Source organism: Burkholderia oklahomensis C6786 (assembly GCF_000959365.1).
GTDB classification, from domain to species: domain Bacteria; phylum Pseudomonadota; class Gammaproteobacteria; order Burkholderiales; family Burkholderiaceae; genus Burkholderia; species Burkholderia oklahomensis.
This window is the reverse complement of sequence record NZ_CP009555.1, coordinates 2,616,796-2,642,615: the sequence shown is the minus strand read 5'-3', so window position 1 is coordinate 2,642,615 and position 25,820 is coordinate 2,616,796. Positions and strand designations below refer to the sequence as shown.

Below are 25,820 nucleotides of genomic sequence, written 5' to 3'. Positions count from 1 at the left end.
CATCCCCACAATCTTACAGACGGTCCAGCTGGATTCCCTTGAAGCCCCAACGCCTCACGAGAGTGCCCGGAATTTTTTCGAGCAAATCGATTTGCAAACGAAGACGCAGTCCGAGTTCGGCACGCGCTCGCTCGTCGCGACCTCCTCGAATGACATTGCGTGCCCACGCCACACACGCCCGCACACATCGTGCCGTCTCAACAAAATAGCTACCCATTGCCACACGCAGCGAGGCATGCTTGAAACGGATAAGCACGTGATTACGGGAGACGTAATATATGAACATCGGGGACCACTCCACACTAGATCCGGTGTGAATATGGCGCACGACGCTCGTCGGCACGTATCGGAGTTCTCCGCCCGCTCGCCGGATACGCCAACAGAGGTCTGCGTCCTCGTAATACATGAAAAATCTGGAATCAAACAGACCGACTCGCTCGAGAGCGGAGCGTCTTATGAGCATCGCCGCACCGCATAGCGCTTCAACAGCCTCCTCCTTATCGTACTGTCCGCGGTCCGGCTCGTAGATCCCACGATCGCTGGCCTCACCCTTTTCGCTTAATTGCGTGCCGACGTTATTCAACAAATCAAAACATGCGCTATCAATCAGCGACCGCGGCACACGGAAAACGTGTTCATCGAATCCGGACGACAGCACGCTCTGGCCGATTTGCACGCCATTCAGTTCGACACCAAACGCGGTCCCGGCTCCGGCTTCCGTTCCCGAGACAACTAACGACAGTTCGCACTCGCCTCCGGTATTTGCTGGCATGACGGGCAACAACAACCTTGCCTCCCCCGAAGTCCAGCGAACGCACCGTCCCGCCAACTGCTCGCTGCCCCAAAAGCCCGTAGCAAAAATGGGTTTGCGATAATCACATCCTACGAATGCGCTGCGCTCATCCAGCAAGAGACCCAATTCACGCTGATCGGAGGATTGCCCTTTTTCCGACGGCCGAAAAACATCGCTCCTCAACACAATTTCGACGTATTTTCGGAAGAAAACAATTTTTGAGCCTACTGCCCATACCTTGGGGTCCCGCACCAATGCGGCCACCAGTTCTCGAAGGCAACCAGGATCCACTACAGTATCGTTATTAATAAGCCCAATCAGATCGCCCTTTGCTGCTTGCATACCGAGATTGTTTCCACCGGCAAAACCAAGATTTTTTTCTGATTTGACGATACGGACGCTGGGGAAGTGTTTTCCAACGTAATCGATCGAAGCATCGCTCGACGCATTGTCGACCAAAACAATTTCATACCTTGGATAATCGAGCTGCGTCAAACTTTGCAGCAGTGCCGGCAAAAATCTAAGGCCATTGAAATTTACGACGACCAAACTCACCAATGGCACCATTTCCTTGAAAATGGCGTCCGTCGAAACTTGAGCCTTGTATTTCTCCGCGACACGCCGAACTTCGCGGCCCCAAATCGCATCTTTATCCTTCAGCATTGCATCGCGCTCCGCCGCGACGCGCTCGACTTCCCGGCCCCATGCTGCATCTTTGCCTCGCAGCATCTCATCCCGTTCCGCCGCGATACGATCGATCTCCGAGCCGTAGTCCTTTACCACTTGCTGGAGGTATTTCTCCCATGCCTGGTCCTTATCCTTCAGCATGGCATCGCGTTCCGAACCGATGCGCCGAATCTCTGCCTGATAATCTGCCGACACGCCCTGTATGCGAGACTCGATATAGCCTTCAACTTCGAATATCGAGGGCGCAAACTCCGGCAGTTGGAAATTTGATGCCAGTGCAATGAAATAAACCGGCTCTCGAGGCAATCCGGCCTCCTGGACGTCATGCGGTCCATTGCCGGTCCGAGTCCAGAAATGCCGCCCGTCATTACTCGAATTCCCGTTCAGGCGAGCAACTAGTGAGCCAAATACGGCACGCTGACCGTAAACATCGACATTGGAGAAATAATGCGCCAACAAGCCCTTGAATTCATCGAGATAAAGCTCTTTGACATGATACGGATTTTTAAACCTTGGCTTTTCTGAGTATTCGTATTTGTCCGGGCTCGAGATTACCAAAATCCCGTCTTCGCGCAGCACGCGCGAAATCTCGCACATCATCTCATCATGCTGATCGTGATGCTCGATCGTCTCAAAGCTCACGATCACATCGACACTGCGATCAGGCAGCGGGATTGCAGCACACGATCCCGCTTCGAAGCGGAGATTCGGGTACCGATAACTCGCACGCGCGTGCTCGATCGTGGCTTTGTCGATATCCACGCCGATCACGCTACGTGCTCTTGACGCCATCAAGCCGGAGCCATATCCCTCTCCACACGCGATGTCGAGAACGTCCTTATCTTTAATAAGCTCGTCAACAAGATGGTAGCGATGATAATGCTCCATCTCGATCTCGCCAGTGATCCCCGGCACGTACCGTTCACCGGTAAAATCCATGCTTCGATCTTCCTGTTCACTCGAATAAGACATCACATCGTTTCCAAAATAATCTCTCTCATAGGCACACCGATCAGGCCTATGCATGTCGAGCTGGAATGGACCTGAAGAATCATCGCATCATGCACCCAGTGGTGCTGCACGTGATCACTCTGCGTACCTTCGGCTATCGCAGGAGAAATGCTGTATTCTCCCGAAGGCAGAATCGGAAATTTGAATTTGAACTTGGCCACGAGCTTATTTCCTTGGCTCGCCTGAATCAATTTGTTTCTGTAAGGAATATAGGTATTGTCTCCAAAGATAATCTGACCAAGCTTATCTTTGAGTACGAAGCCGATAATCGGACGCACGAGATCTGCGGCCGCTCGCGCCGAGATTTCCAGTACCATTTCCTCCCCACCGACCGCCCAGGAGACGGGATTCCCATTGGCATCGAGTAAGCGCACTCCCGTGATCTGCGCGCCCCCCACTCCGAACGAAGCACCTCCTTCGTCAAACTGGAAGACTTCAATATCATTTCGCAATGGAGAAGCGTTGATCAACGGCATCCGCATGTCAACATACTCTTCGATTTGATTGGGAGCCTCCTCGTCAACTTCAATCAGTTCCTTGACCGGCTCGGAATCCTCCACAACCATCGGATCAAATAACGACTCCAGATATTTTTCCGAGACGGCCTTGGGCTTTCCTGCCTTCTTGAGTTGGCCTTTATCCAGCCATATGACGCGATTGCACAGGTTAACGATCGCTCCCATATCATGACTACAGAACAGCAATGTTCCGCGTTTCATGAATGAACGCAGGAATCTCATGCATTTTTGGGTGAAGTATGCATCCCCTACGGATAGAGCCTCATCCACAACTAATATGTCCGCGTCGACGTGCGCAATCACGGAAAAAGCCAAGCGAACCACCATACCACTAGAGTAAGTCTTGACTGGTTGGTCGATAAAATCAGCGATGCCGGAAAACGCGACAATCTCGTCATAGCGCGCCGCGATCTCGTCCCGGGACAAGCCGAACAAGGCACCACTGAGCATCACGTTTTCACGTCCCGTGAATTCCGGATTGAACCCGGAACCAAGCTCGAGAAGAGCCGCAATGCGGCCGCGCGTTTCCATCGTGCCCGCGGAAGGCGAGAGCGTTCCACAGACGAGTTGCAGCAGAGTCGACTTGCCCGAGCCGTTTCGTCCGATAACACCAATGGTCTCGCCACGCCGCACCTCAAAGGACACGTCGCTTAGCGCCCAAAATTGTTTGTAGTACTTTCGAGGATCCTTACCTGTTGCACGATCAATAGTCGGCAATAAAAATTGCTTCAGCCGATCCTTCGGATTCCCGTAGATCTCGTAGTATTTCCCCAAGCCCTTGGCCGCAATCACGACATCATCGGCGTCAGCCTCGGTGTTATCAAATTGGTTAGAGAACATCGGCAAATCCCTTTCGCATCTTCTGGAAACAAAAGTACCCAAACCAAGCCACGATTAGCGCGACCAATAAATATACGCCCAATCCAATAAAATCAGGACAATGCCCCCAAAGCAAAATTTCCCGAGCCTGACCAATGATAAATGTCAGAGGATTAAGTAGAAAAAGAGTCTGGTACTGCTTTGGCCACGCCGTCTCCGGATAGAAAACTGGCGAAAGAAACAGCATAGCTGTAGTTATAAATGAAGTGCTCTGCTTTAAATCGCGAGCAAAAACACCCAGCGCAGCCAGCAGCCAGGCAATCCCAATAACCATAACCAAGAATGGGAAAAGAACGAATGGAAGCAGGATGATCTGCCAATGCACTTCCCCGCTATACAGGAATATCCCAGCCAATAGAATAACGAAGCCGGCGAGAGCATGAAAAAGTGCCGCCCCGAGACCAATGGCAGGTAGAACTTCCAAAGGGAAAACCACTTTCGTAACATAGTTCGGATTTTCCAGCACAAGCCCCGGTGCGCGATTGATCACCTCGGAGAACAGGCCGTGAACAATGACGCCAACAAACATGATCAACGCGAACTGTGAACGACCGCCATCCACCGTTCCAGCCCAGCGCGATTTAAATATGAATGTAAATACAAACGTATAGATCAACAGCATCAGCAAAGGATTGACCAGAGTCCACAGCAATCCAATGTATGCTCCCTTATATCGAGCCTGTACGTCGCGCTTCGCAAGCAGCCAAGTAATTTCCCGATTCCGCCAAATAGAAAGGATCATCGAGGGCAGCGAAGTTGGACACTCCGATGCGGAGCTTTTCGAAGATAAATTGCTGTTCATGACTGAAGCGTTAATTTCCGTAATGTGCGCCAACCAACTCGGTCATCTGCTAGCCACAACTGTTCAAAACGATAAGTTGCGGCAATCAAGAATTTAAGTGCCAGATCTTTTGTCAATCAAACCTGAGTCCGGGCCTTCGAGCGATCGACTTCACCGACTCGACCATACTGATCCTCGAAGCGAACGATGTCGTCCTCACCTAAATACTCTCCGCTCTGCACTTCGATAAGCACGAGCGGAATCTTTCCTGGATTCTCAAGACGATGCCGGTATCCGCACGGAATATAGGTGGACTGATTTTGTGTAAGCAGCATTTCCTGTTCGCCATTGGTCACACGTGCGCTGCCGGAAACCACTATCCAGTGTTCTGCACGGTGGAAATGCGCCTGCAGGCTAAGCCGCCCTCCAGGTTTGACTTCAATCCTCTTGATCTTGAAGCCAGTCCCATCCTCCAGCACGGTATACGTGCCCCACGGCCGATGAGCGGTACGATGAATCATCGCTGCTTCATGATTCTCCGTTCTCAGGCTGCCGTACATCGCCTTGACGTCCTGCACTCGTTCACGGTGAGCAATCAGCAGGGCATCTTGAGTGTCGACCACGACAAGATCCGAGACTCCCAACAGACCGATCATTCGATTGCCACCGTTAACGTAACAATTCTTGGCATCGAGTAAGCGCGCCTCACCGAGAACGCGGTTGCCATGCTCGTCGGCGTCGAGCAAATCAGCCATGCCGGACCATGAACCTATATCCGACCAGCCACAATCACAGGCGACCACCGCGACGTTGTCTGCCTTCTCCATCACCGCGTAATCGATCGAGATCGATGGCACTGCCGCAAATATCACGTCGTCGACAATAATATTTGATCGACTTGTACGATCGACTCGGGACTGCTCCAATGCGCGCTTCGCACCAGCAAGCAATTCCGGGCAATGCTCTTCCATGGCCGCCAGCATTACGCCCGCACCAAAACAGAACATCCCGGAATTCCAATAAAAGCGACCGCTCTTTACGTAGTCGACAGCAGATTCATAATCGGGTTTTTCGACAAAGCGAAGCACGTTCTCATCGTCGGCTTCGATGTAGCCAAAACCCGTTTCGGGGTGAGTTGGACGAATGCCGAAAGTTACAATTCGGCCCGTGCTCGCAATCTCCATGGCGCGACTTACAGCAAGCCGAAATGCAGCTTGATTTTCGATGAGATGATCCGCCGCCAACACCAGAAGCAGAACGTTCTCATTATAATTTCGTGCGACTTCCAAGGTCGCCAACGCGACTGCCGCAGCGGTATCTCGACCGAAAGGCTCAAGAATATAGTGCTCGTCCGCCACCTTGCAGTCGGATGCGGCATAATGATCTTGCGTAAGGAAATAGAGGTCCTTATTAGTTACCGTGAACAGGTGCTCCACGCCGGGAAGCGATGCAGCCCGCTCATAGGTGCGCTGAATAAGCGTACTTCCATCCGGCAAGCTGAGAAATGGCTTGGGATAACGCTCTCGCGACTGCGGCCAGAGACGCGATCCTGAACCACCACTCATAATTACGGGAATCAGCTTCATGACCCGGCTAAACTCCTTAAACTTCAAGATCAATGCGCGGCTTCACCAAAAATCCAGTGCTGCTCGCGGCAACTTTATGAATCCCGCCTCGTTGCGGTCACGGCGGCATCACCACCAACTCGAGCCAGCCCTGCGTTGAACTCGTCGGGTATCCGATCATGGATGCCTGGACTTCCGTACGATCCGGGCCTATGACACGAATATTGTTTGGGGTGCCAAATAGGATCGTATGGTACATCACCACCAAGTTGCCACCCGGTACGTCGCTGTACGCAGATGACGTCAGACCTTGCTGAGTGCGAGCGGCAGCGCTCGTCGCAAGACGGAGCGCGCCGCCTCGAGCGAGAAGTATTTGCGCACATTCTCCACGCCGTGGTCGGACAACCGATTCCACAACAACTCGTCTTCGTAGACCCGAAGCACCGCAGCGGCAAAGCCTTCAGCATCGTCGCTCAGCAGCACATCGTCTCCATCATGAAGCTGCATGCCCTCAGCGGCCATACGTGTTGCGACCACCGGCAAACCATAGCTCATTGCCATGTTCACTTTGCCTTTCACGCCGGCGCCGTAGCGCAATGGAGCAAGCGCAACGCGACATCCGTCCATCCATGGCGCCAGATCGGCTACGCGACCGTGAATATGGATACCAGACCCAGCCAATTCGGATTGCGTCGCTTTGGGAATGTCGCCGATGATGTGCAGCAGGATATCCGGTCGCTCTGCATGAATGTGCGGAAAGATCTCACCGATGAGCCAGCGCACCGCATCCTCGTTGGGCGAATGACTGAAGCCGCCGACAAAAACCAACCCCTGCCGCGCAAAGAAACCGGCGCGTCGACCAGGCACTTCGTGTATGTTGGACAGCAGCTCGACCGTAGCATCGGGCACTTCACGAGCAAGCAGATCGCGTTCGATCGGACTGACAACGAAGGACACGTCACATGCCCGAATAAGCGCCAGCTCATGCCGACGGGACATATTTGCTTTTCGCGCCAGAGCCTGGTTATCGGTGAGCGCAGCCGCACGCTGCTCGCGCAAGAAATGTAGATCTACCGTGTCGAATAGAATCCGCGCCTGGGGTGCGAGCTGCTTGATCAACTTGAGATTAGGTGTGGCAACGTAATGCCGGCAAAGCATCACCGCTGCAAGCTGATCGCCTTCGCGCTTTAACCACCGAGTCAGCGACGCCATCCAAGGTTTACACAACACGTGCACGCCAATACGGCCGAGCGCGGCAATTTCCACGGGCGAAGCCAGGCGATTACTTGCCATAAAGCTAATCCGCCAACCCATCTCATTCAGAAGACGCATGATATTGATCATGCGCAATGAGCCGGAATCGCGAGACGCATCAGGCGTCAATGCGTCAATGATCAGGATATGCGGTGTCGAAGAGCGCTGAATGGCTTTTACCGCAGGCGTGCCCGGAGCGGGCTGTGCCGTCAGTTCAGTTGCCCATTTGCGCCTGAATTTATCGCGGTTGGCAACCTGATATTGCTTGACACCAGAGAAGATATCAGTGCCTGAACTGATACCTTCGTTATGGATAACCAAGCTTTCCGGTTGATAGAGTACTTGCTTGCCAGCTGCCCGCACGGCGAATGCAAGGTCCGTGTCCTCATAGTAGGCGGGTGCATAGCGCGAATCGAAGCCGCCAAGCTGCCGGAAGAGCACGGCTTCGATCATCATCGATGCGCCGGAAACGTAATCGACGCGTCGCCGGTAGAGAAACTGCGGGTTGTCTGGCGATTCGAAGCGTCCAAAATTCCAGCCGGACGCATCGGAAAAAACAATGCCTCCCGCTTCTTGCAGCCGACCATCAGGATATACCAGACGACTGCCGGCGATACCGCAATCGGCCTCCTCGACAAAACAGGCGAGCAGTTGATCGAGCCACCCGAGCGTTACTTGCGTATCGTTGTTGAGAAACAGCAAGTAGCCGCCCTGGGCAGCGGCTGCGCCCGCATTGCAGCTACCAATGAACCCGAGATTGCGCTCATTGCGTATCAAGCGCAGCCCCTTTATCTGCGAAAGGGTTTGGGTACCATCATCTGGCGATGCATCGTCCACCACTAGTACTTCAAATGCGGCGCTGGCACCGTGTCGCGCTATCGAACGCAGACAGGCCAAAGTGTATGCCAATTTGCCGTAAGCGGGAATGATGACCGACACCAGCGGCGCAGAACTGGTAGGGAGCGCAAACGGAGTGAACGGTTGTTGAAGCGACTCCAGCGTCCAGCGGAGGGACTCGTCAGTCAACGGCCGGCGAAATTCCTGTGAGATGCGCGCAACGGTATTGCGCCACCCGCGGGTAGCGATGCTTCCGGACACGCGATGCGCAAGAAAGTGTATGCGGCGCACATGCCAGATCAAATTGTTGAGCAACATCGGATTTCTATACGGAGGGAAATCAAAATTTGAAGCAATCGCGCGTGATAAATTTCTGTAGTATCGAGATGCTCTTCACCATCGGCATCTCGGATATCGACCGACGCTATCATCGAGCTCGCGAAAATCCGCACCAAGCGACCGGAGCGTCCGCGGGATCTCTATCTGATCGAAAAACGCCCTCCACGCCTCGGACACGCCATCGTAACCGCTCAGCGACTCTCGAGACACAGCTGCAATGCCTCGTCCCAACGTGACGGCTTCAATCCGAACACCGTTTCCAACTTTTCATTGGATAGACGCGAATTCGCAGGCCGTTTCGCAGGCGTGGGATAGTCCGAGGTCGAAATCGGTAGCAAGCGAGGGGACGACTCCGACGACGCCCGCGCGAAAATATCCTGAGCGAATCCGTGCCATGAAGTGGCGCCTGCGCAAGTGAGATGGTAGATGCCGGAGCGCTCCGCCCACCATTGCACTGAACCGGCAGCAAGCCCCTGAGCAACGATATGCGCTGTCATGGTCGCGATCGTGTTCGCCCAAGTCGGCGCACCGATCTGGTCCGCGACGACGCGCAACTCCGAACGCTCATCCCTGAGCCTCAACATTGTCAGCAAGAAATTCTTACCGCGCTGCCCGTACACCCAACTCGTTCGCAAGATCAGATGCGCGCATCCGCTTGCCGCGATCGCCTGCTCTCCCGCCAGCTTGGTCCGTCCATAGACGTTTTGCGGATTGACCGCATCATCTTCGGTATACGGCGACGCCTTCGCTCCATCGAAGACGTAATCCGTCGAATAATGGATCAGGGTGGCACCACTTCGCGCGGCCTCTTCCGCGAAGACTCGCGGCGCCTCCGCGTTGAGTTGGCGCGCCATTGCCTCGTCCGACTCTGCCTTGTCGACTGCCGTATAGGCCGCCGGATTCACGATGATCGATGGTTCGAGTTCGCGCAATACCTCACGCATCCGCGTGAGATCTGAGAGATCGAGTGCGGCTCGATCAAGCGCCACGATCCGTCCCAAGCCTTGAAGCGTCCGAACCAACTCAAATCCAACTTGACCATTCACGCCGGTCACAAGAATCGTTGCTTGCTTGCCCATGGGGACCTCAGACAAAGACTTCGGCATCGCCAAGCCGCTTGCCCGCCGCATCCTTCGCCGCCAACAGCGGCTCGAAGTCGATCGGCCAATCGATTCCGATCGCCGGATCGTTCCACGCGATGCTCCGCTCGAATTCGGGGAACCAGTAATCGGTCGTCTTATAAAGGAACTGTGCGGCGTCCGACAGCACGACGAAACCGTGCGCGAAACCGGGCGGCACCCAAAGCTGCCGGTGGTTGTCGGCCGACAGTACGACGCCCACCCACTTGCCGAAATTCGGCGAGCTTTTGCGGATGTCGACCGCGACGTCGAACACTTCGCCCCCGACGACGCGCACGAGCTTGCCCTGCGCATGCTGGATCTGGTAATGCAGCCCGCGCAGCACGCCCTTGGCCGAGCGCGAATGATTGTCCTGAATGAACTCGACGCCCGCGTCCACCTGCTCGGCGAATTCCCGTGCATTGAAGCTCTCGAAAAAGAAGCCTCGCGCGTCGCCGAACACCTTCGGCTCGATGATCTTGACTTCGGGCAATGCCGTCGGCGTTACTTGGATGGCCATGCAACTTGATCCGTGAGAATGTGTTTCAGATATTGTCCGTAGCCGTTCTTCGCGAGCGGCTGTGCGAGCTTCAGCACCTGCTCCGCGTCGATCCACTGCCGGCGGTACGCGATCTCTTCGGGACACGCGACCACGAGCCCCTGCCGCTTCTGCAGCGTCGCGATGAACGTCGCCGCGTCGATCAGCGAATCGTGCGTGCCGGTGTCGAGCCACGCGTAGCCGCGCCCCATGATTTCGACGTCGAGCGCGCCTGCGGCGAGATAGCGGGAATTCACGTCCGTGATCTCCAGCTCGCCGCGCGGCGACGGCTTGATGTCCGCCGCGATGTCGCACACCTGGTTGTCGTAGAAGTAGAGCCCCGTCACCGCATAGTTCGAACGCGGCTTCGCGGGCTTCTCCTCGATCGACAGCGCGCGGAACTCGCGGTCGAACTCGACGACGCCGTAGCGCTCCGGATCGTGCACGTGGTATGCGAACACTGTCGCGCCCGCCTCCTGCTCCGATGCCCGCTCGAGCTGCTTCGCGAGATCGTGGCCGTAGAAGATGTTGTCGCCGAGAATCAGCGTCGACGGATCGTTGCCGACGAATTCGCGGCCGATGATGAACGCCTGCGCGAGTCCGTCCGGCGACGGCTGCACCGCATAGCGGATGTTCATCCCCCACTGGCCGCCGTCGCCCAGCATCGCCTCGAAGCGCGGCGTGTCCTGCGGCGTCGAGATGATCAGCACGTCACGGATGCCCGCCACCATCAGCGTCGACAGCGGATAGTAGATCATCGGCTTGTCGTAGACCGGCAGCAGCTGCTTCGACACGGCATGCGTGATCGGATACAGCCGCGTGCCGGAGCCGCCGGCGAGAATAATGCCCTTGCGCGCCATCGATTCAACCTTTACGCGCGTTGCGCGTAGTTCGTTTCGACCCACTTGCGGTAGTCGCCGGACACCACCTCGTCGCCCCATTCCTGATTGTCGAGGTACCAGCGCACGGTCTTCGCGAGGCCGGTCTCGAACGTCTCCGCCGGCTTCCAGCCCAGTTCGCGCTCGAGCTTGCGCGCGTCGATCGCATAACGGCGATCGTGGCCCGGACGATCGGTCACGTACGCGATCTGATCGCGGTACGAACCCGCGGCCTTCGGCCGCGCTTCGTCGAGCAAATCGCACAGCGTATGCACGACGTCCAGGTTCTTCTTCTCGTTCCAGCCGCCGACATTGTACGTCTCGCCCGGCACGCCGCGCGCGAGCACCTCGCGAATCGCGCTGCAGTGATCGCCGACGTAGAGCCAGTCGCGCACGTTCTGGCCGTCGCCGTAGACGGGCAGCGGCTTGCCGGCGAGCGCGTTCGCGATCATCAGCGGGATCAGCTTCTCGGGAAATTGATACGGGCCGTAGTTGTTCGAACAGTTGGTCGTCAACACCGGCAGCCCGTACGTATGATGGTACGCGCGCACGAGATGGTCGGAGCCCGCCTTCGTCGCCGAGTACGGGCTGTTCGGCGCGTACGGCGTGGTTTCGGAGAACTGCGGATCGGTCGCCGACAGCGAGCCGAACACTTCGTCCGTCGACACGTGCAGGAAGCGGAACGCGGCCTTCGCTTCGGCGTCGAGCGCGCTCCAGTACTGGCGCGCGGCCTCGAGCAGCGTGAAGGTGCCAACCACGTTGGTCTGCACGAAATCGGCCGGACCGTGAATCGAGCGGTCGACGTGGCTTTCCGCGGCGAAATGCAGAATGGCGCGCGGCTTGTGCTGCGCCAACAGCGCGTCGACCGCGGCGCGATCGCAGATGTCGACGCGCGCGAACACGTGCTTCGGATTCCCCTGCAACGACTTCAACGTGCCGAGGTTGCCCGCGTACGTCAGCTTGTCGACGTTCAACACCGCTTCGTCGGATTGAGCCAGCCAGTCAAGCACGAAGTTGGCGCCGATGAAACCAGCGCCGCCCGTTACCAAAATCATGGGATTCCTTTGCTGAAATTGGGAGTCGGTCAAACAACCGGCGTGATGTCAGCATGGCCGGCATGTTCGGGAAAATGCCGTTGATCGCTCGAGTCAAACCGCCGGTTGTGGCCGCATGGCTCGATCGAACCATGCGCCCAAGTCGGCAGTACACAGCTACTGCCCCACAAGGCCGCAATTATACGGGCAAGGAAGTGAAAAAACATCCCTCTAACATCTTGAAACAGCTCGGCAAGTTTGCTCGCATCATGATATTTTCGAGAATGTTTCTACTGCAGAAACTGAGCCCGTATTAAATTTTCTCCGTTGTCAATCCGCTCGGATCAATGTCGTTTCTTGTGATACCGTGAACCCGGTTTCGTCACGAACGCAATGTAATGGCCCCTTTTTCCAGCAGCCCTCCCCTCGCCTTCGGCGACCTCCAAGGCTGCCACGCCGCCTACCGGCAGCTGTTCGACAAGCTCTCTCCGGCGGCCGACACCCCACTCTGGTTTGCAGGCGACCTGGTCAACCGCGGGCCCGCGTCGCTCGCGACGCTGCGCGAAATCGTCGCGCTCGGCGAGCGCGCGGTCACCGTGCTCGGCAATCACGATCTGCATCTGCTGTCGGTCGCGGCCGGCATCCGCACGCTGAAGCCGAGCGACACGATCGGCGAGATCCTCGATGCGCCCGACGCCGACGAGCTCATCGAATGGGTGCGCCACCGGCCGTTCGCGCACTTCGAGCGCGGCATGCTGATGGTGCATGCGGGCGTGCTGCCGCAATGGGACGCGACGCTCGCGCTCGAGCTCGCCGACGAACTGCAGCGTGCGCTGCGCGCGCCGAACTGGCACGACACGCTGCGCAATCTGTACGGCAACGACCCCAATTGCTGGAGCCCGAATCTGAAGAAGGCGGACCGGCTGCGGGTCGCATTCAACGCGTTCACGCGCATCCGTTTCTGCACGCCCGACGGTGCAATGGAGTTTCGGGCGAACGGCGGCCCCGCGTCCGCGCCCGCCGGCTATCTGCCGTGGTTCGACGTGCCGGGACGGAAAACGGCCGACGTCACGATGGTGTTCGGCCATTGGGCCGCATTGGGACTGATGCTGCGCGACAATCTGGTCGCGCTGGATTCGGGATGCGTGTGGGGTAATCGGCTGTCGGCCGTGCGGCTCGCCGACGACCCGGCCGCGCGCCAGGTCACGCAAGTCGCGTGCGAGCGCTGCGGCGCAGCGGACGAATAGCCAGCCTGCCGGCCCGTCCGCACCGCCGCGCTTACCCTTCGCGGCGCGGCATTGCGTCGACGCCGACCTCCGGGTCGGCCGCGCCTTCGGGTTCGCCGGCCGGCTCGGCGGGCGCCGGGTACGCGGCCGCCGCGAGCCGCGCGAGATCCGCGTCGAGCGGCCGCTCGACGGCGCGCTGCATCTGCGCGAGCGCGCCCGCGACCGCGGCACGCGCGAGCGCGGCCGTCTCGCGCCGGTCGCCCGCTGCAACGATCGGCTCGCATACGAATAGATGCGCAGTGAGCGGCCCGCCGTTCAACACCATATCGAGCGACTTGCCAAGCGACAGATCGCCGACGTACGCGGGCGCGACCGACTGGCGACCGCGCGCGTCCTCATACATCAGGCAGATCGGCTGCACCGCGCAGCCGGCCGACACCACCGCCTGGAACATGTTCGAATGGAACGGCAACAGCCCGAGACCGTCCGACGTCGTGCCTTCCGGAAACACGCACATCAGCTCGCCCTTGCCGAGGCGATCGGACAGCTCGTGCATGATCCGCTTCGCCTCGCTGCGCTTCTCGCGCTGGATGAACACGGTCCCCAGGCGCTCGGCGAGCCAGCCGACGACGGGCCACGCGCGCACCTCGGCCTTCGACACGAACGGCGTCGGGCGCCATGCGTTGATCACGTAGATGTCGAGCCACGACACGTGGTTGCCGACGACGAGCGCGCTCGCGTCGAGTCGCGCCGCGTCGTTGTGCACGACGAGCCGCATCCCGCAAAGCTGCAGCATCTTCACGGTCCAGCGCCGCGTGAGGTCCTGGCGGCGTTCCGGGGTCGCGCGCTTGAAGCGCAGCGCGATGATCGCCATCCCGCGCAGCAGATGCAGGACGAGGCGCGCCTTGCGTAGGGGTCTCATGATGCGGCTCGCGTCAGCGGCGCTCGAACGCGACCTGACCCGCGACAAGCGTCGCACATACCTGCGCGGGCAGTTCGTAGCCGAGGAACGGCGTGTTGTGACCCTGGCTCTTCAGCACGCGCGGCTCGACGCGCCAGTGCGCGTTCGGATCGAACACACACAGGTCGGCCGGCGCGCCTTCGTCGACGCGGCCGGCGGGCAGTTGCAGCACGCCCGCGGGCGCCGAGCTGATTTTCGCGAGTGCGCGCACGAGCGGCACACCCGCCTCCCGCGCCCACTTCACGGTCAGCGACAGCAACAGCTCGAGCCCCGTCGAGCCCGGCGTCGCCTCGGCGAACGGCAGCAGCTTCTCGTCGTCGTCGACGGGCGTGTGATCCGAGCAGATCGCGTCGATCGTGCCGTCGGCGAGCGCGGCGCGGATCGCTTCGCGATCGCGCTCGGTGCGCAGCGGCGGATCGAGGCGGAACTGCGCGTCGAAGTAGCCGATGTCGACGTCGATCAGATGCAGGTGGTTCGCGCCGACGTCGCAGGTCACGGGCAGGCCCTCGGCCTTCGCCGCGCGCACGAGCGCGACGCCCGCCGCCGATGACAGCCGCGCGACGTGCACGCGCGAACCTGTCACGCGCATCAGCTCGAAGAGCGTGTGCAGCGCGATCGTCTCGGCCGCGACCGGCACGCCCGACAGGCCGAGCCGCGACGCGACGGGCCCGCTCGCCGCGACGCCGCCCTTCGCGAGGAACGCGTCGACGGGCCGAAGCCACACGGTGTAGCCGTAGGTGCTCGCGTACTGCAGCGCGCGCAGCAGCACCTGCGTGTCGGCGACGGGCGAGTCCGCCTGCGTGAAGCCGATGCAGCCCGCCTCGGTCAACTCGACCATCTCCGTGATGGTCTGTCCTTTCAGCCCGACCGTCAGCGCGCCGAGCGGATACACGTGCGCCTGATGCAGGTTGTGCGCGCGGAACTTCAGCATCTCGACGAGGCCCGGCTCGTCGAGCACGGGATCGGTGTCGGGCGGGCAGACGAGGCTCGTCACGCCGCCCGCGACCGCCGCGGCCATTTCCGATTCGAGCGTCGCCTTGTGCTCGTAGCCCGGCTCGCGCAGCCGCGCCGACAAGTCGACGAAGCCCGGCGCGACGATCATCCCGGTCGCGTCGATCGTCTTCGCCGCGTTGAAATCGGCCGGCGCCGTGCCGATCGCGGCCACCTTGCCGGCGGCGACGAACACATCGGCCTGCCGTTCCGTGCCGGCCGCCGGATCGATGAGCGTGCCGCCTTTGATATGAATCTTCATGCGCTGTCTGTTGATGCGTTGAATGCGTTGATTTCGTCGAGTCCGATGCGCGCGCGGGACACCCGCGTCGCTGCGCCGCGCGTCAGTCGTTCGTACCCGCGACGATCCCCATCACGGCCATCCGCACCGCGATGCCGAACGTCACCTGATTCAGGATCACCGATTGCGGGCCGTCGGCCACCTGCGAGTCGATCTCGACGCCGCGGTTCATCGGCCCCGGGTGCATCACGATCGCATCGGGCGCGGCGAGCGCGAGGCGCTCGGGCGTCAAGCCCCAGCTCTTGAAGTACTCCTGCGCGGACGGCAGGAGCGCGCCGCTCATCCGCTCGTTCTGCAGGCGCAGCATGATGATCACGTCGACGTCCTTCAAGCCTTCGTCGAGGTTGTGGAACACGCGCACGCCCATCTGCTCGAGACCGCCCGGCAGCAGCGTGCGCGGGCCGATCGCGCGCACTTCCGGCACGCCGAGCGTCGTCAGCGCATGGATGTCCGAGCGCGCGACGCGCGAATGCAGGATGTCGCCGACGATCGCGACGCGCAGCTTCGTGAAGTCGCGCTTGTAGTGGCGGATCGTGTACATGTCGAGCAGGCCCTGCGTCGGATGCGCATGACGGCCGTCGCCCGCGTTGATCACGTGCACGTGCGGCGCGCAGTGCTCGGCGATCAGGTACGGCGCGCCGCTCGACGCGTGGCGCACGACGAAGAGGTCGGCATGCATCGCCGACAGGTTGTTGATCGTGTCGAGCAGCGACTCGCCCTTGCTCGTCGACGATGCGTTGATGTTCAGGTTGATCACGTCGGCGGACAGCCGCTTCGCGGCGATCTCGAACGTGGTGCGCGTGCGCGTCGAGTTCTCGAAGAACAGATTGAACACCGACTTGCCGCGCAGAAGCGGCACCTTCTTCACTTCGCGGTCGGTCACGCTGACGAACTGCTCGGCGGTGTCGAGGATCTGATTGACGATCGCGCGGGGCAGCCCCTCGATCGACAGCAGATGCTTGAGCTCGCCGTTCTTCGTGAGCTGCGGGTTGCCCTTCAGGAAGCCGTAGCGAAAGCGCTCGGCGGGCGCGGCCGCGGCGGGATTGCCGGTGCGGCCGGAGGTGTCGGTCGTCATGATGTGCGTGATTCCAACGTGTTGCCAAACGGCGCCCGGATGCGCGATGCGCGCGGGCGGCCGGAATGCGTCGCGCGCCTCAGCCGGCGCGCGCCTCGGTGCGAAGCGTGAATTGTCCCGCGTCCGTGCGCTCGAGCACGAGCGTCGCGTCGGCGTCGACGCCGAGCGTGCCGCCGACGAAGCGCGCGGCGACCGGCAGCTCGCGCCCGCCTCGATCGGCGAGCACCGCGAGCTCGACGGCGGCGGGCCGCCCGTAGTCGTACAGCTCGTTGAGCGCCGCGCGCACCGTGCGTCCGGTGTACAGCACGTCGTCGACGAGGACGATGCGCCGCCCTTCGACTTCGAACGGCAGCGACGTCGGGCTCGCCTGGCTGTGCAGCCCCTTCTTCGCGTAATCGTCGCGATGCAGCGCGACGTTGACGACGCCGAAGTCCGGCGCGTTCAGGTCGCGCGCGAGGCGCTCGGCGAGCCACGCGCCGCCGCTGTGGATGCCGGCCAGCACGGGGCCGCCGGATTCGGCGAACGCGGTTTCGCCATAGGCGCCGCGAATCTGGTCGAGCAGGACGCGGTAAAGCGCCTCGGCGTCAATTGAACTCATGATGATCGGGCAGTTCGTCGAGGTATTGTTGAAGGATGATGCGGGCGGCTTCGGCATCGACGCGATCCGCGCCGCTGCCGCGCGCGCGCAGATCCGCGCGTGCTTCGACCGACGAGTAGCGCTCGTCGACCCAGCTCACCGGCAGGTTGAAGCGGCCGTTCAGCTGATTGCCGAAGCGCTTCGCCTGCTGCGTCATTTCGTGCGGCGCGCCGTCCGGATGAAGCGGCAGACCGACGACGAGCGCATCCGGCTTCCATTCGGCGATCAGCTCGCCGACCGCCTTGAAGCGGTGCTCGCGATTCAGATTGGGAACGATGACGAGCGCACGGGCCGTGCGGGTCAACATATTGCCGACCGCCACGCCGATGCGCTTCTCGCCGTAGTCGAACGCCAGGAGCGTCGCGTCGCGCGAAAGCGCCGCGCTCATGCGTGTCCTGCCTCGCCCGAAAGCATCGACGAACTCACGCCGAGCAGCCCGAGCGCCGCTTCGAAGCGCTCTTCGGCGGGCGTGTCGAACACGATCCGCGGATCGGCGGCGACCGTGAGCCAGCCGTTCTTCGAAATCTCTTCCTCGAGCTGGCCCGCACCCCAGCCGGCGTGGCCGAGCGTCAGCAGGAAACGCTTCGGGCCCGTGCCCGTCGCGACCGCCTCGAGCACGTCTTTCGACGTCGTCATCTCGAGCCCGCCTTCGACCGTCATCGACGAGTTGTACGAACTGCCCTCGACCGGCTCGTGCAGCACGAAGCCGCGCTCGGTCTGCACCGGGCCGCCGAAGTAGACGGGGATGTGCAGGAGCGGCTCGATCTCGAGCTTCAGATCGATGCGGTTGAACAGCGATTCGAGATCGATGTCGGTCGGGCGATTGATGACGAGGCCGAGCGCGCCGCGCTCGCTGTGATCGCAAAGATAGACCACCGTTCCCGAAAACGTCGGATCCGCCATGTTCGGCATGGCGATCAGGAACTGGTTGGTAAGGTTGATGCGATCGGAACTCTTTGACATGGTTTGAATTTTAGCAAAGACCTCGCGACGTGACGGACGCCGCTTCTCGCGGCCTCGCACGCCGCGCGGGTCGACACGACATATCACTCACTCTATCACGCGTTCGGGGCCAATCGGCGCGCGCGCCGCGCGCGATTGCGCCGCATCGGCCGAAAGCAAGAAGCCGGCCTTGCCTGCCGCCCCGCCGCGCGTCGCCTCATGCCTTGCGGACCGCGCCCGACAACGCGTCCGCGAGCGCCGCACACGCGTCCGACAAGTCGGGCGGCGCCATACCCGCTGCAATCTTGTGCAACGCCGCGCGCAACGCTTCGGTGGCCTGCCGGCATGCCGACGCGCCCGCTTCGTCCGTCGCGCCGAGATGCGCACGGCGGCGCCATGCGAGCCCGAGTGCGTCGGCAAGCAGCGCCGCGTGTCCGAGCCCGAGCGCGCACGCGGCCGAGCCGACGCGATACGCGGCCTCCGCCGCCTGCAACGCAGCACCCGCGTCGGCCGTGCGCACGTCGAGCGCCAGCTCGGTCATCGACGCATCGGCCGTCTGCAGAAAATCCTCATACGCGTGACCGTTGACGGTGACGACGCCGAGCTCGCGCGTCGGCGCGGCCCGTACTGCGTCCGCCTCGGCGCGCGCGGCGTCGGCTTCCCACAATGCCTCGGACGCCTGCGTGCCCGCGACGTGCCACGCGACGGTCAGCCCGTAGTCGTGCAGCAGCTCGACGTCGCTCACGTCCTCGGCCGCCGCGCCGTACAGCGCGTAGTCGCGCCAGAAGAGCGCGAGCGCCTCCCGGACGAGCGCGGCAGGCGCGATGCGCAATCCGCGCGCCTGCTCGCCGAGCAGCAGATTGCAGCGCGCGAGAAAACGCTTGAGCTCGACGCCGCCGCGCACGCGCAGCACCCGCATGCACGCGCCGGCGAGCCGCCAATAGTCGTACGGAAACGGGCCGGCGAGCTCGGCCGCGCAGTCGGCGAGTCCGTCGAGCGCCGTGTCGGTCGCCGGCTCCGACGCACGCAGCGCACCGAGGAGCGCTTGCTCGTAGCGCGCGCGCAGATGCGCGAGCGCATGCGGCGACAGCGCATACAGCGTGGCGGGAGGCACCGGCCGGCCGGCGAGCGCGAGCGCGTCGTGCGGCGTGTCCGCGCGCAAATCGCTCGCGGCCTGCGCGCACAGCGCACGGTAATGCTCGAACAGGAGCGGCGAGCAGGCGAGCTCGCGCAGATTGTGACGCTCGAGCGCGGCGCGGAAATCCCGCAGCGCGGCCTCGAACGCGATCGGCTGCAATTCCGTCGCCGCAAGCGGCGCGGCGTGAGCAAGCGCGACGGCAAAGCGTTGCGCGGCGAGCCAGCCCGCCTCCCGCAACGCCGCCGCCGCGCCGGCAAGCGGCTCGGCCGGATCGGCTCGCCGCTCGAACGCCTGTTGCGCGGCGCGCAGCGCCGCCTCGGCCGCAGGCACCGCGCCGCCTCGCGGATTGGGCAAAGCGTCGAGGAACGGGACCGTCGCGATTTCAGAGATAATAGGCACGAGCGTCAGCACCAGAAACGAAGCCGCGCCGCAAGCGGCGCCTCAACCCGTCGATGCTGCCGCGCCGACGCCGCCGGTTCGCTCGATGCCGAACCGCCGACGCGAGACGATCAGATCTGGACCATCTCGAAATCTTCCTTGCGCGCGCCGCACTCGGGGCATGTCCAATTGATGGGAACGTCTTCCCAGCGTGTGCCCGGGGCGATGCCCTCCTCCGGCAACCCAGCTTCTTCGTCGTAAATCCAACCGCAGATCAGGCACATCCAGCTTTTATATTCCATCTTAAGCCGCGTAAAGGAAAGTCCGTTGATTTGAGAGCCATGATGGTACCGTGTCAGCGCCGGACTGCCTAGCAATCGGCCTCTAGTTGCGCTTGCTCGCTGCGACGCGATAAAAAAACGCTTCGGACAGACGGAATCCGCCGCATAATTGACTGCGCGGGCGCACTCGGCTGGTGCATCCCGCCAACTGGCTTTACCGTTTTTCCTCTTTCCCCATTTCCATGTCCAGCAACACCCCTCCGATCGTCCTCACTTTCGGCCTGTCCGATCCGACGGGCGGCTCCGGCCTGCAAGCCGACCTGATGACTCTGGCAAGCATGGGCTGCCACGGCGTGTCCGTGCTGACGGGCTACACCGTGCGAGACTCCGCGACCTGCGACGAAGTCACCGGCCTCGATCCGGATACCGTCGCCGCGCAGGCGCGCATGCTGCTCGAAGACATGCCCGTCGCCGCGTTCAAGATCGGCGCCGCGACGCGGGCGGAAGTCGTGAGCGCGATCGCCGAAGTGGTCGCCGATTACGACGGCGTGCCGCTCGTCCTCGCGCCGGACTTCACGCTCGACGACGAGCACGTGCTCGCCGCAGACGACCTGCGCGAATCGATCGCCGATCTGCTCGCGCCGCAAACGACGCTCCTCGTCGCCGACCACGCGACGCTCATCGCGCTCGCGCAGCCGGACGGCGACGCCGAGGCGCCGAATCTCGACGCCGCCCTGGCGCATCTGCTCAGCCAGGGCTGCGAGTACATCCTGGCGACCGAGACGGGCTCGCACCGCCTCGTCAATTCGCTGTACAGCGAAGAAGGCCAGATTCGGCAAGATTTATGGGAACGCACGCCGCATCGTTTGATGGGCATCACCGACACGCTCGGCGCGGCGATCGCCGCCCTGCTCGCGAACGGCCAGGAGCCGCCCGAGGCGGTGCGCGAAGCGCAGGAATATCTGTATCAGGCAGCCCGCGACGCGTTTCGGCCCGGGATGGGCGCGTATCTGCCGGATCGTTTCTTCTGGGCGCGCAGCAATGAAGACGACGCGCCTCCGCCGACGCTGCCGCAGTCGGGCTCGACCGCTCGGCGGTAAGCCGCTCCGTTGCCGCCCGCAGCCCGCCGCAATCGGGCTGCCCGCCGGCGTTCCGGACGGATTTCAGTCGTGGATCGCCGATTCGTCCGAAACGTTCAACAGGCGTTCAACAATAGCGGCGTCCGGTAACACGTCCGGCATCGCGCGGCCGCCTGACGCCGGTGACGGCGGCCAATGCCGCCGTCCGATCGCCGTTCGGTTTTCTTCGGCTCCAAACGAAAACACCCGCATCGCTGCGGGTGTTTTCGTTTGGGAGAACGCGCGTCGCCGCGCGTCCTTCGATGCAATCGGCGCTACGCCAATTACATGTCCATGCCCATGCCGCCCATGCCGCCCGGCATGCCGCCAGGCATCGGAGCGTCTTCCTTCGGCAGTTCGGCGACGGCCGCGTCCGTCGTCAGCAGCAGGCCGGCGACCGACGCTGCGTTTTGCAGTGCGGTGCGCGTGACCTTGGTCGGGTCGACCACGCCGGCTTCCACCAGGTCGCCGTACTCGCCCGTCGCCGCGTTGTAGCCGTAGTTGCCCGAACCCGCGGCAACCGCCGCCACCACGACGCTTGCTTCTTCGCCGCCGTTCGTGACGATCTGACGCAGCGGCTCTTCCATCGCGCGCAGCACGATCTTGATACCGGCGTTCTGATCGGCGTTGATGCCCGTCAGGCCGGCGATCGCGGTGCGTGCGCGGATCAGCGCGACGCCGCCGCCCGGGACGATGCCTTCTTCAACGGCAGCGCGGGTTGCGTGCAGCGCGTCTTCGACGCGTGCCTTCTTTTCCTTCATTTCGACTTCGGTCGCGGCACCAACCTTGATCACTGCCACGCCGCCAGCCAGCTTGGCCACGCGCTCTTGCAGCTTCTCGCGGTCGTAGTCCGACGTCGCTTCTTCGATCTGCGTGCGGATCTGCTTCACGCGCGCTTCGATGCTGGCGGCTTCGCCTGCGCCGTCGATGATCGTCGTGTTTTCCTTGCCCACTTCGATGCGCTTCGCCTGGCCCAGCTCGGCCAGCGTTGCCTTCTCGAGCGTCAGGCCCGTTTCCTCGGCGATCACCTGGCCGCCCGTCAGGATCGCGATGTCTTCGAGCATCGCCTTGCGACGATCGCCAAAGCCAGGCGCCTTGACCGCAACGGTCTTCAGGATGCCGCGGATGTTGTTCACGACCAGCGTGGCGAGCGCTTCGCCTTCGACGTCTTCGGCGATGATCAGCAGCGGACGGCCAGCCTTCGCGACTTGCTCGAGCACCGGCAGCAGGTCACGGATGTTCGACACCTTCTTGTCGTGCAGCAGCACGAACGGGTTTTCCAGGACGGCGACTTGCTTGTCCGGGTTGTTGATGAAGTACGGCGACAGGTAGCCGCGGTCGAATTGCATGCCTTCGACGACGTCCAGCTCGTCGGCGAGCGACTTGCCGTCTTCGACGGTGATCACGCCTTCCTTGCCGACCTTGTCCATCGCTTCAGCGATGCGATCGCCGATCGACGAGTCGCTGTTCGCCGAGATCGAGCCGACCTGTGCAATTTCCTTGTTCGTCGTGCAGGGCTTGCTGATCTTCTTCAGCTCTTCCACTGCAGCGGCCACGGCCTTGTCGATGCCGCGCTTCAGATCCATCGGGTTCATGCCCGACGCGACGTACTTCATGCCTTCGCGCACGATCGATTGCGCGAGCACGGTTGCCGTCGTCGTGCCGTCGCCGGCGTTGTCGCTGGTCTTGGAAGCCACTTCCTTGACCATTTGCGCGCCCATGTTCTGGAGCTTGTCCTTCAGCTCGATTTCCTTCGCGACCGACACACCGTCCTTCGTGACCGTCGGGCCGCCGAAGCTGCGCTCGAGCACCACGTTGCGGCCCTTCGGACCCAGCGTGACCTTCACAGCGTTGGCGAGAATGTTCACGCCTTCGACCATCTTCGCGCGTGCGGAATCGCCGAATACGACGTCTTTAGCTGCCATCTTCTAACTCCTTGAGATCTTTGAGAATGTGATCCGTTGGCGAACGCTTACTGAGCGTTGACCACGGCCATGATGTCTTCTTCGCGCATCACGAGCAGTTCCTGGCCGTCGACCTTGACGGTTTGGCCTGCGTATTTGCCGAACAGCACGCGATCGCCGACCTTCACGTCGAGAGCGATCGGAGCGCCCTTGTCATCGCGCTTGCCCGGACCGATGGCCAGAACTTCACCTTGATCCGGCTTCTCAGCGGCTGCGTCGGGAATGACGATGCCCGAGGCGGTCTTGGTTTCCTGATCCAGGCGCTTGACGATCACGCGATCGTGCAACGGACGAAGATTCATATTCACTCCTCTCTTGATTGAGACTGAAGAACGCTGAGGGAAACTGCCGGACGGCTCGCCGACCGGCAGGAATTGTTAGCACTCTCGTGCAGCGAGTGCTAATTATATGGACGGGTTTTGACAAATTCAAGAAGTGGAATCGCCAGCGATTCAGCAAAATTTCGGCGCGGGGAAATCCGGGGGAAATAGCCGGAGGTGCGCCGTCGGATCGCGAAAAAATCTCAATCGAAACAATAACTTGAAGCGAAACCCACCATTGGGGCGAAATGCGGCGCGAGCCGCCGCGCGCATCGTCGGGACGGATCCGAGGCGGATTTGCCCCCGTTGACTCGATCGGCGCCGAACGCACGATCATCGCATACATAATCCTTACGTCCAAGCCGATCCGCCTGCCCGACCCGCGGCTCCACCGATGCCGCCGGACGGATGCCGGCGCGCCGCCGCCCTTGCCCAGCCCGTGGCTCGGACGACAAATCCCGAGCCGAAACGACAAGGCGGCATGGCGTCGCCGCCATGCCGCCTGCTCCGTGTTCCGGTCAATTGCTTCCGGCTAGTTACTATAGGCGCGTCCCGCAGCATCGTCGGGACGCGCCGCGCCGCATTACTTCGGCAGCGCGCCGGCGAGCGTCGCGATCGCCGACGTGACCGGAGCGAGCGGATTCGACGCCGGAGCCGCCGACTTCGACGACGAGACCGTCAGGTTCGGCAGCGACGCCACCACCGCACCGACCGACGAGCCCACCGAGTTGACGACCGTGCTCGCGGCAACGGCGCCCGTCGACAGCAGCGAGCCGGTTGCGGCCGCCGCGCCGCCGAACGCGTTGCCGCCCGACGTCAACACCTTCCCGGCCGAGGTCGCGCCCGAACCCATCAGCGCGGAGCCGACGCTTCCGAGCTGCGAGCCCGCTGCGACGCCGGTGCCTGCCGCCCCCGTCAGCGCGCCTGCGACGCCGCCGACCGTGCCGCCGACAGCCGCAGCCGGATTGCTGCCTGCGACGGTCGCGATCGCGCCTGCCACGTTGTTCGCTGCGCTCGTCAGCGCGCCGGCCGGATTGCTGACGGGCAGCGCGCCCACGAGACCGCTGACCGCGCCCGTCACCGGATTGCCGTTCGCCACGCGCGCGAGCGTGCCCGCGACGTTGTTCGCGGCACCCGTCAATACGCCCGTCGGGTTGGCGACAGGCAGCGCGTTCGTCAGGCTGCTCACGACGCTCGTGATCGGCGCGATCGGATTGCCGCCGATCGCGTTCGCGAGCGTGCCGGCGACGTTGTTCACGACGCCCGGCAGCGGATTGCTGCTTGCGGCGCCCGCAAGCGCGCCGGCCACGTTGCTGCCCGCGCCTGCCAGCGCGCCCGTCACGTTGCTGGCAGCCCCCGCCAATGCGCCAGTGACATTGCTCGCCGCGCCCGCCAATGCGCCGGCCGAGTTGCCGAGAGCGGCAGGCAGCGTGTTGCCCAGGCCGCCGACTGCGCCTGCGAGCGGGTTGTTGCTCGCGAGACTCGTCAGCGTGCCCACGGCATTGTTCAGCGCGCCCGGCAGCGGGTTATTGCTCGCCAGATTCGTCAGCGTGCCCACGGCGTTGTTCGCGACGCCGGACAGCGGGTTGTTGCCCACCGCGTTTTGCAGCGTACCCACTGCGTTATTCAGCGCGCCCGGCAGCGGATTGTTGGCTACCGTGCTTTGAAGCGTGCCGACGGCGTTGTTCAACGCGCCCGGCAACGGATTATTGCTGGCGAGATTCGCCAGCGTACCGACAGCATTGTTCACAACCCCCTGAACGGGGTTATGGCTCACCGCGTTCGCGAGCGTGCCTGCCACGTTGTCGAGCGCGCCGGCGCCGACCGATGCGTCGGCCGAGCCGAGCGCGCTGGCGTGGATCGCCCCCTGCTGCGCACCAGCGGCAAGCGCCAATGCAGTGCTGCCCGAGCCAGCGCCGCCGACATCGCCGACCGACGCAGAGACCGGAAGGGCGTTCAGCCCACCTGCGACGGCCGGCGTCGCAGCCGCGACCCCAAACGCGACTGCTGCGGACAGTGCAATGCTCGTCAACTTGAAGTTCTGTTTCATATGTGACCTCGTGTGGATAGGTACTGCCGTCGATACGGCGCGGAGGTCATCGCACGGAACATGCCAGCATGCGCACCGGACCGATCGCGCACCGTTTTTTCAAGAAAGCAAATCCACAACGAATTTAATTGCTCGATACGTCGCGCGAGCGGCATAGTTGACGCCTATCCTTCCTCTCGTTACGCGCGCCGTAACGTAACACCACAC

General features: G+C 61.9%; 23 protein-coding genes. 3 read left to right on the top strand and 20 right to left on the bottom strand.

Translation table 11 applies throughout. The features are described from left to right. Positions 1-13 precede the first annotated feature (13 nt). From BG90_RS31050 to rfbB, 9 genes are all read right to left on the bottom strand, one after another. Positions 14-2,419, bottom strand: coding sequence for a glycosyltransferase (locus BG90_RS31050; RefSeq protein WP_050814380.1), 2,406 nt, complete (start codon positions 2,417-2,419; stop codon positions 14-16). 32 nt (positions 2,420-2,451) lie between these two features. Then, complete coding sequence (locus BG90_RS11865) at positions 2,452-3,849, bottom strand: ABC transporter ATP-binding protein (protein WP_010116733.1); 1,398 nt, start codon at positions 3,847-3,849, stop codon at positions 2,452-2,454. Beyond that, the gene (locus BG90_RS11860) at positions 3,839-4,690 is read right to left on the bottom strand and encodes an ABC transporter permease (protein ID WP_045568306.1); all 852 of its coding nucleotides are present in this window, start codon (positions 4,688-4,690) and stop codon (positions 3,839-3,841) included. The genes BG90_RS11865 and BG90_RS11860 overlap by 11 nt, the downstream gene beginning before the upstream one ends. Positions 4,691-4,806: 116 nt before the next feature. Continuing rightward, positions 4,807-6,255: a mannose-1-phosphate guanylyltransferase/mannose-6-phosphate isomerase gene (locus tag BG90_RS11855; RefSeq protein WP_045568305.1), complete on the bottom strand. Its 1,449-nt coding sequence runs from the start codon at positions 6,253-6,255 to the stop codon at positions 4,807-4,809. A gap of 282 nt (positions 6,256-6,537) precedes the next feature. Continuing rightward, complete coding sequence (locus tag BG90_RS11850; RefSeq protein ID WP_038801999.1) at positions 6,538-8,643, bottom strand: glycosyltransferase; 2,106 nt, start codon at positions 8,641-8,643, stop codon at positions 6,538-6,540. Positions 8,644-8,855: 212 nt separating this feature from the next. Beyond that, on the bottom strand, positions 8,856-9,743 hold the full coding sequence (gene rfbD, locus BG90_RS11845; RefSeq protein ID WP_038802004.1) for a dTDP-4-dehydrorhamnose reductase: 888 nt from the start codon (positions 9,741-9,743) through the stop codon (positions 8,856-8,858). Between the two features lie 7 nt (positions 9,744-9,750). Continuing rightward, on the bottom strand, positions 9,751-10,302 hold the full coding sequence (gene rfbC / locus BG90_RS11840; RefSeq protein ID WP_010116744.1) for a dTDP-4-dehydrorhamnose 3,5-epimerase: 552 nt from the start codon (positions 10,300-10,302) through the stop codon (positions 9,751-9,753). Next, on the bottom strand, positions 10,287-11,180 hold the full coding sequence (gene rfbA, locus BG90_RS11835; RefSeq protein ID WP_010116745.1) for a glucose-1-phosphate thymidylyltransferase RfbA: 894 nt from the start codon (positions 11,178-11,180) through the stop codon (positions 10,287-10,289). The genes rfbC and rfbA overlap by 16 nt, the downstream gene beginning before the upstream one ends. Positions 11,181-11,191: 11 nt before the next feature. Next, positions 11,192-12,253, bottom strand: a complete 1,062-nt coding sequence (gene rfbB, locus BG90_RS11830) for a dTDP-glucose 4,6-dehydratase (RefSeq protein ID WP_010116746.1) — start codon at positions 12,251-12,253, stop codon at positions 11,192-11,194. Between the two features lie 53 nt (positions 12,254-12,306). Between rfbB and BG90_RS35000 the strand changes: the two genes are divergently transcribed. Both BG90_RS35000 and BG90_RS11825 read left to right on the top strand, forming a co-directional pair. Beyond that, positions 12,307-12,549, top strand: a complete 243-nt coding sequence (locus tag BG90_RS35000; protein ID WP_144411690.1) for a hypothetical protein — start codon at positions 12,307-12,309, stop codon at positions 12,547-12,549. Between the two features lie 81 nt (positions 12,550-12,630). After that, positions 12,631-13,479 (top strand): symmetrical bis(5'-nucleosyl)-tetraphosphatase, encoded by an 849-nt coding sequence (locus tag BG90_RS11825; protein ID WP_010116747.1) that lies wholly within the window; start codon positions 12,631-12,633, stop codon positions 13,477-13,479. Positions 13,480-13,510: 31 nt separating this feature from the next. Here BG90_RS11825 and BG90_RS11820 read toward each other — a convergent pair whose 3' ends face one another. The 8 genes from BG90_RS11820 to BG90_RS11785 all read right to left on the bottom strand — a co-directional run bounded on the left by BG90_RS11820 (position 13,511) and on the right by BG90_RS11785 (position 20,182). After that, on the bottom strand, positions 13,511-14,380 hold the full coding sequence (locus BG90_RS11820) for a lysophospholipid acyltransferase family protein (RefSeq protein WP_010116748.1): 870 nt from the start codon (positions 14,378-14,380) through the stop codon (positions 13,511-13,513). Between the two features lie 13 nt (positions 14,381-14,393). Further along, positions 14,394-15,671 carry a dihydroorotase gene (locus BG90_RS11815; RefSeq protein ID WP_010116750.1) on the bottom strand — a complete coding sequence of 426 codons (1,278 nt, stop codon included), beginning with the start codon at positions 15,669-15,671 and terminating at the stop codon, positions 14,394-14,396. Between the two features lie 82 nt (positions 15,672-15,753). After that, complete coding sequence (locus BG90_RS11810) at positions 15,754-16,785, bottom strand: aspartate carbamoyltransferase catalytic subunit (RefSeq protein ID WP_010105896.1); 1,032 nt, start codon at positions 16,783-16,785, stop codon at positions 15,754-15,756. Positions 16,786-16,864: 79 nt separating this feature from the next. Continuing rightward, entirely contained in the window at positions 16,865-17,383 is a 519-nt protein-coding gene (gene pyrR / locus BG90_RS11805) for a bifunctional pyr operon transcriptional regulator/uracil phosphoribosyltransferase PyrR (protein ID WP_010105897.1), read from the bottom strand. Then, complete coding sequence (ruvX, locus tag BG90_RS11800; protein WP_010116752.1) at positions 17,370-17,810, bottom strand: Holliday junction resolvase RuvX; 441 nt, start codon at positions 17,808-17,810, stop codon at positions 17,370-17,372. Before ruvX ends, pyrR begins: the two co-directional genes overlap by 14 nt. Then, positions 17,807-18,385: a YqgE/AlgH family protein gene (locus BG90_RS11795; protein ID WP_009889573.1), complete on the bottom strand. Its 579-nt coding sequence runs from the start codon at positions 18,383-18,385 to the stop codon at positions 17,807-17,809. The genes ruvX and BG90_RS11795 overlap by 4 nt, the downstream gene beginning before the upstream one ends. Positions 18,386-18,581: 196 nt before the next feature. Beyond that, positions 18,582-19,832, bottom strand: a complete 1,251-nt coding sequence (locus tag BG90_RS11790) for a hypothetical protein (RefSeq protein ID WP_025989964.1) — start codon at positions 19,830-19,832, stop codon at positions 18,582-18,584. A 179-nt stretch (positions 19,833-20,011) separates the two neighbouring features. Beyond that, the gene (locus tag BG90_RS11785; RefSeq protein WP_004186709.1) at positions 20,012-20,182 is read right to left on the bottom strand and encodes a rubredoxin; all 171 of its coding nucleotides are present in this window, start codon (positions 20,180-20,182) and stop codon (positions 20,012-20,014) included. 221 nt (positions 20,183-20,403) lie between these two features. Here BG90_RS11785 and BG90_RS11780 point away from each other — a divergent pair, with 221 nt between their 5' ends. Then, complete coding sequence (locus BG90_RS11780; RefSeq protein WP_010116758.1) at positions 20,404-21,261, top strand: hydroxymethylpyrimidine/phosphomethylpyrimidine kinase; 858 nt, start codon at positions 20,404-20,406, stop codon at positions 21,259-21,261. A 302-nt stretch (positions 21,262-21,563) separates the two neighbouring features. On the opposite strand, the gene groL is transcribed toward BG90_RS11780, so the two are convergent. The 3 genes from groL to BG90_RS11765 all read right to left on the bottom strand — a co-directional run bounded on the left by groL (position 21,564) and on the right by BG90_RS11765 (position 25,613). Continuing rightward, the gene (groL, locus tag BG90_RS11775; RefSeq protein WP_010105905.1) at positions 21,564-23,204 is read right to left on the bottom strand and encodes a chaperonin GroEL; all 1,641 of its coding nucleotides are present in this window, start codon (positions 23,202-23,204) and stop codon (positions 21,564-21,566) included. A gap of 47 nt (positions 23,205-23,251) precedes the next feature. Continuing rightward, positions 23,252-23,545 (bottom strand): co-chaperone GroES, encoded by a 294-nt coding sequence (groES, locus tag BG90_RS11770; protein ID WP_009889537.1) that lies wholly within the window; start codon positions 23,543-23,545, stop codon positions 23,252-23,254. 601 nt (positions 23,546-24,146) lie between these two features. Further along, entirely contained in the window at positions 24,147-25,613 is a 1,467-nt protein-coding gene (locus BG90_RS11765; RefSeq protein ID WP_025989965.1) for a hypothetical protein, read from the bottom strand. Positions 25,614-25,820 lie beyond the last annotated feature (207 nt).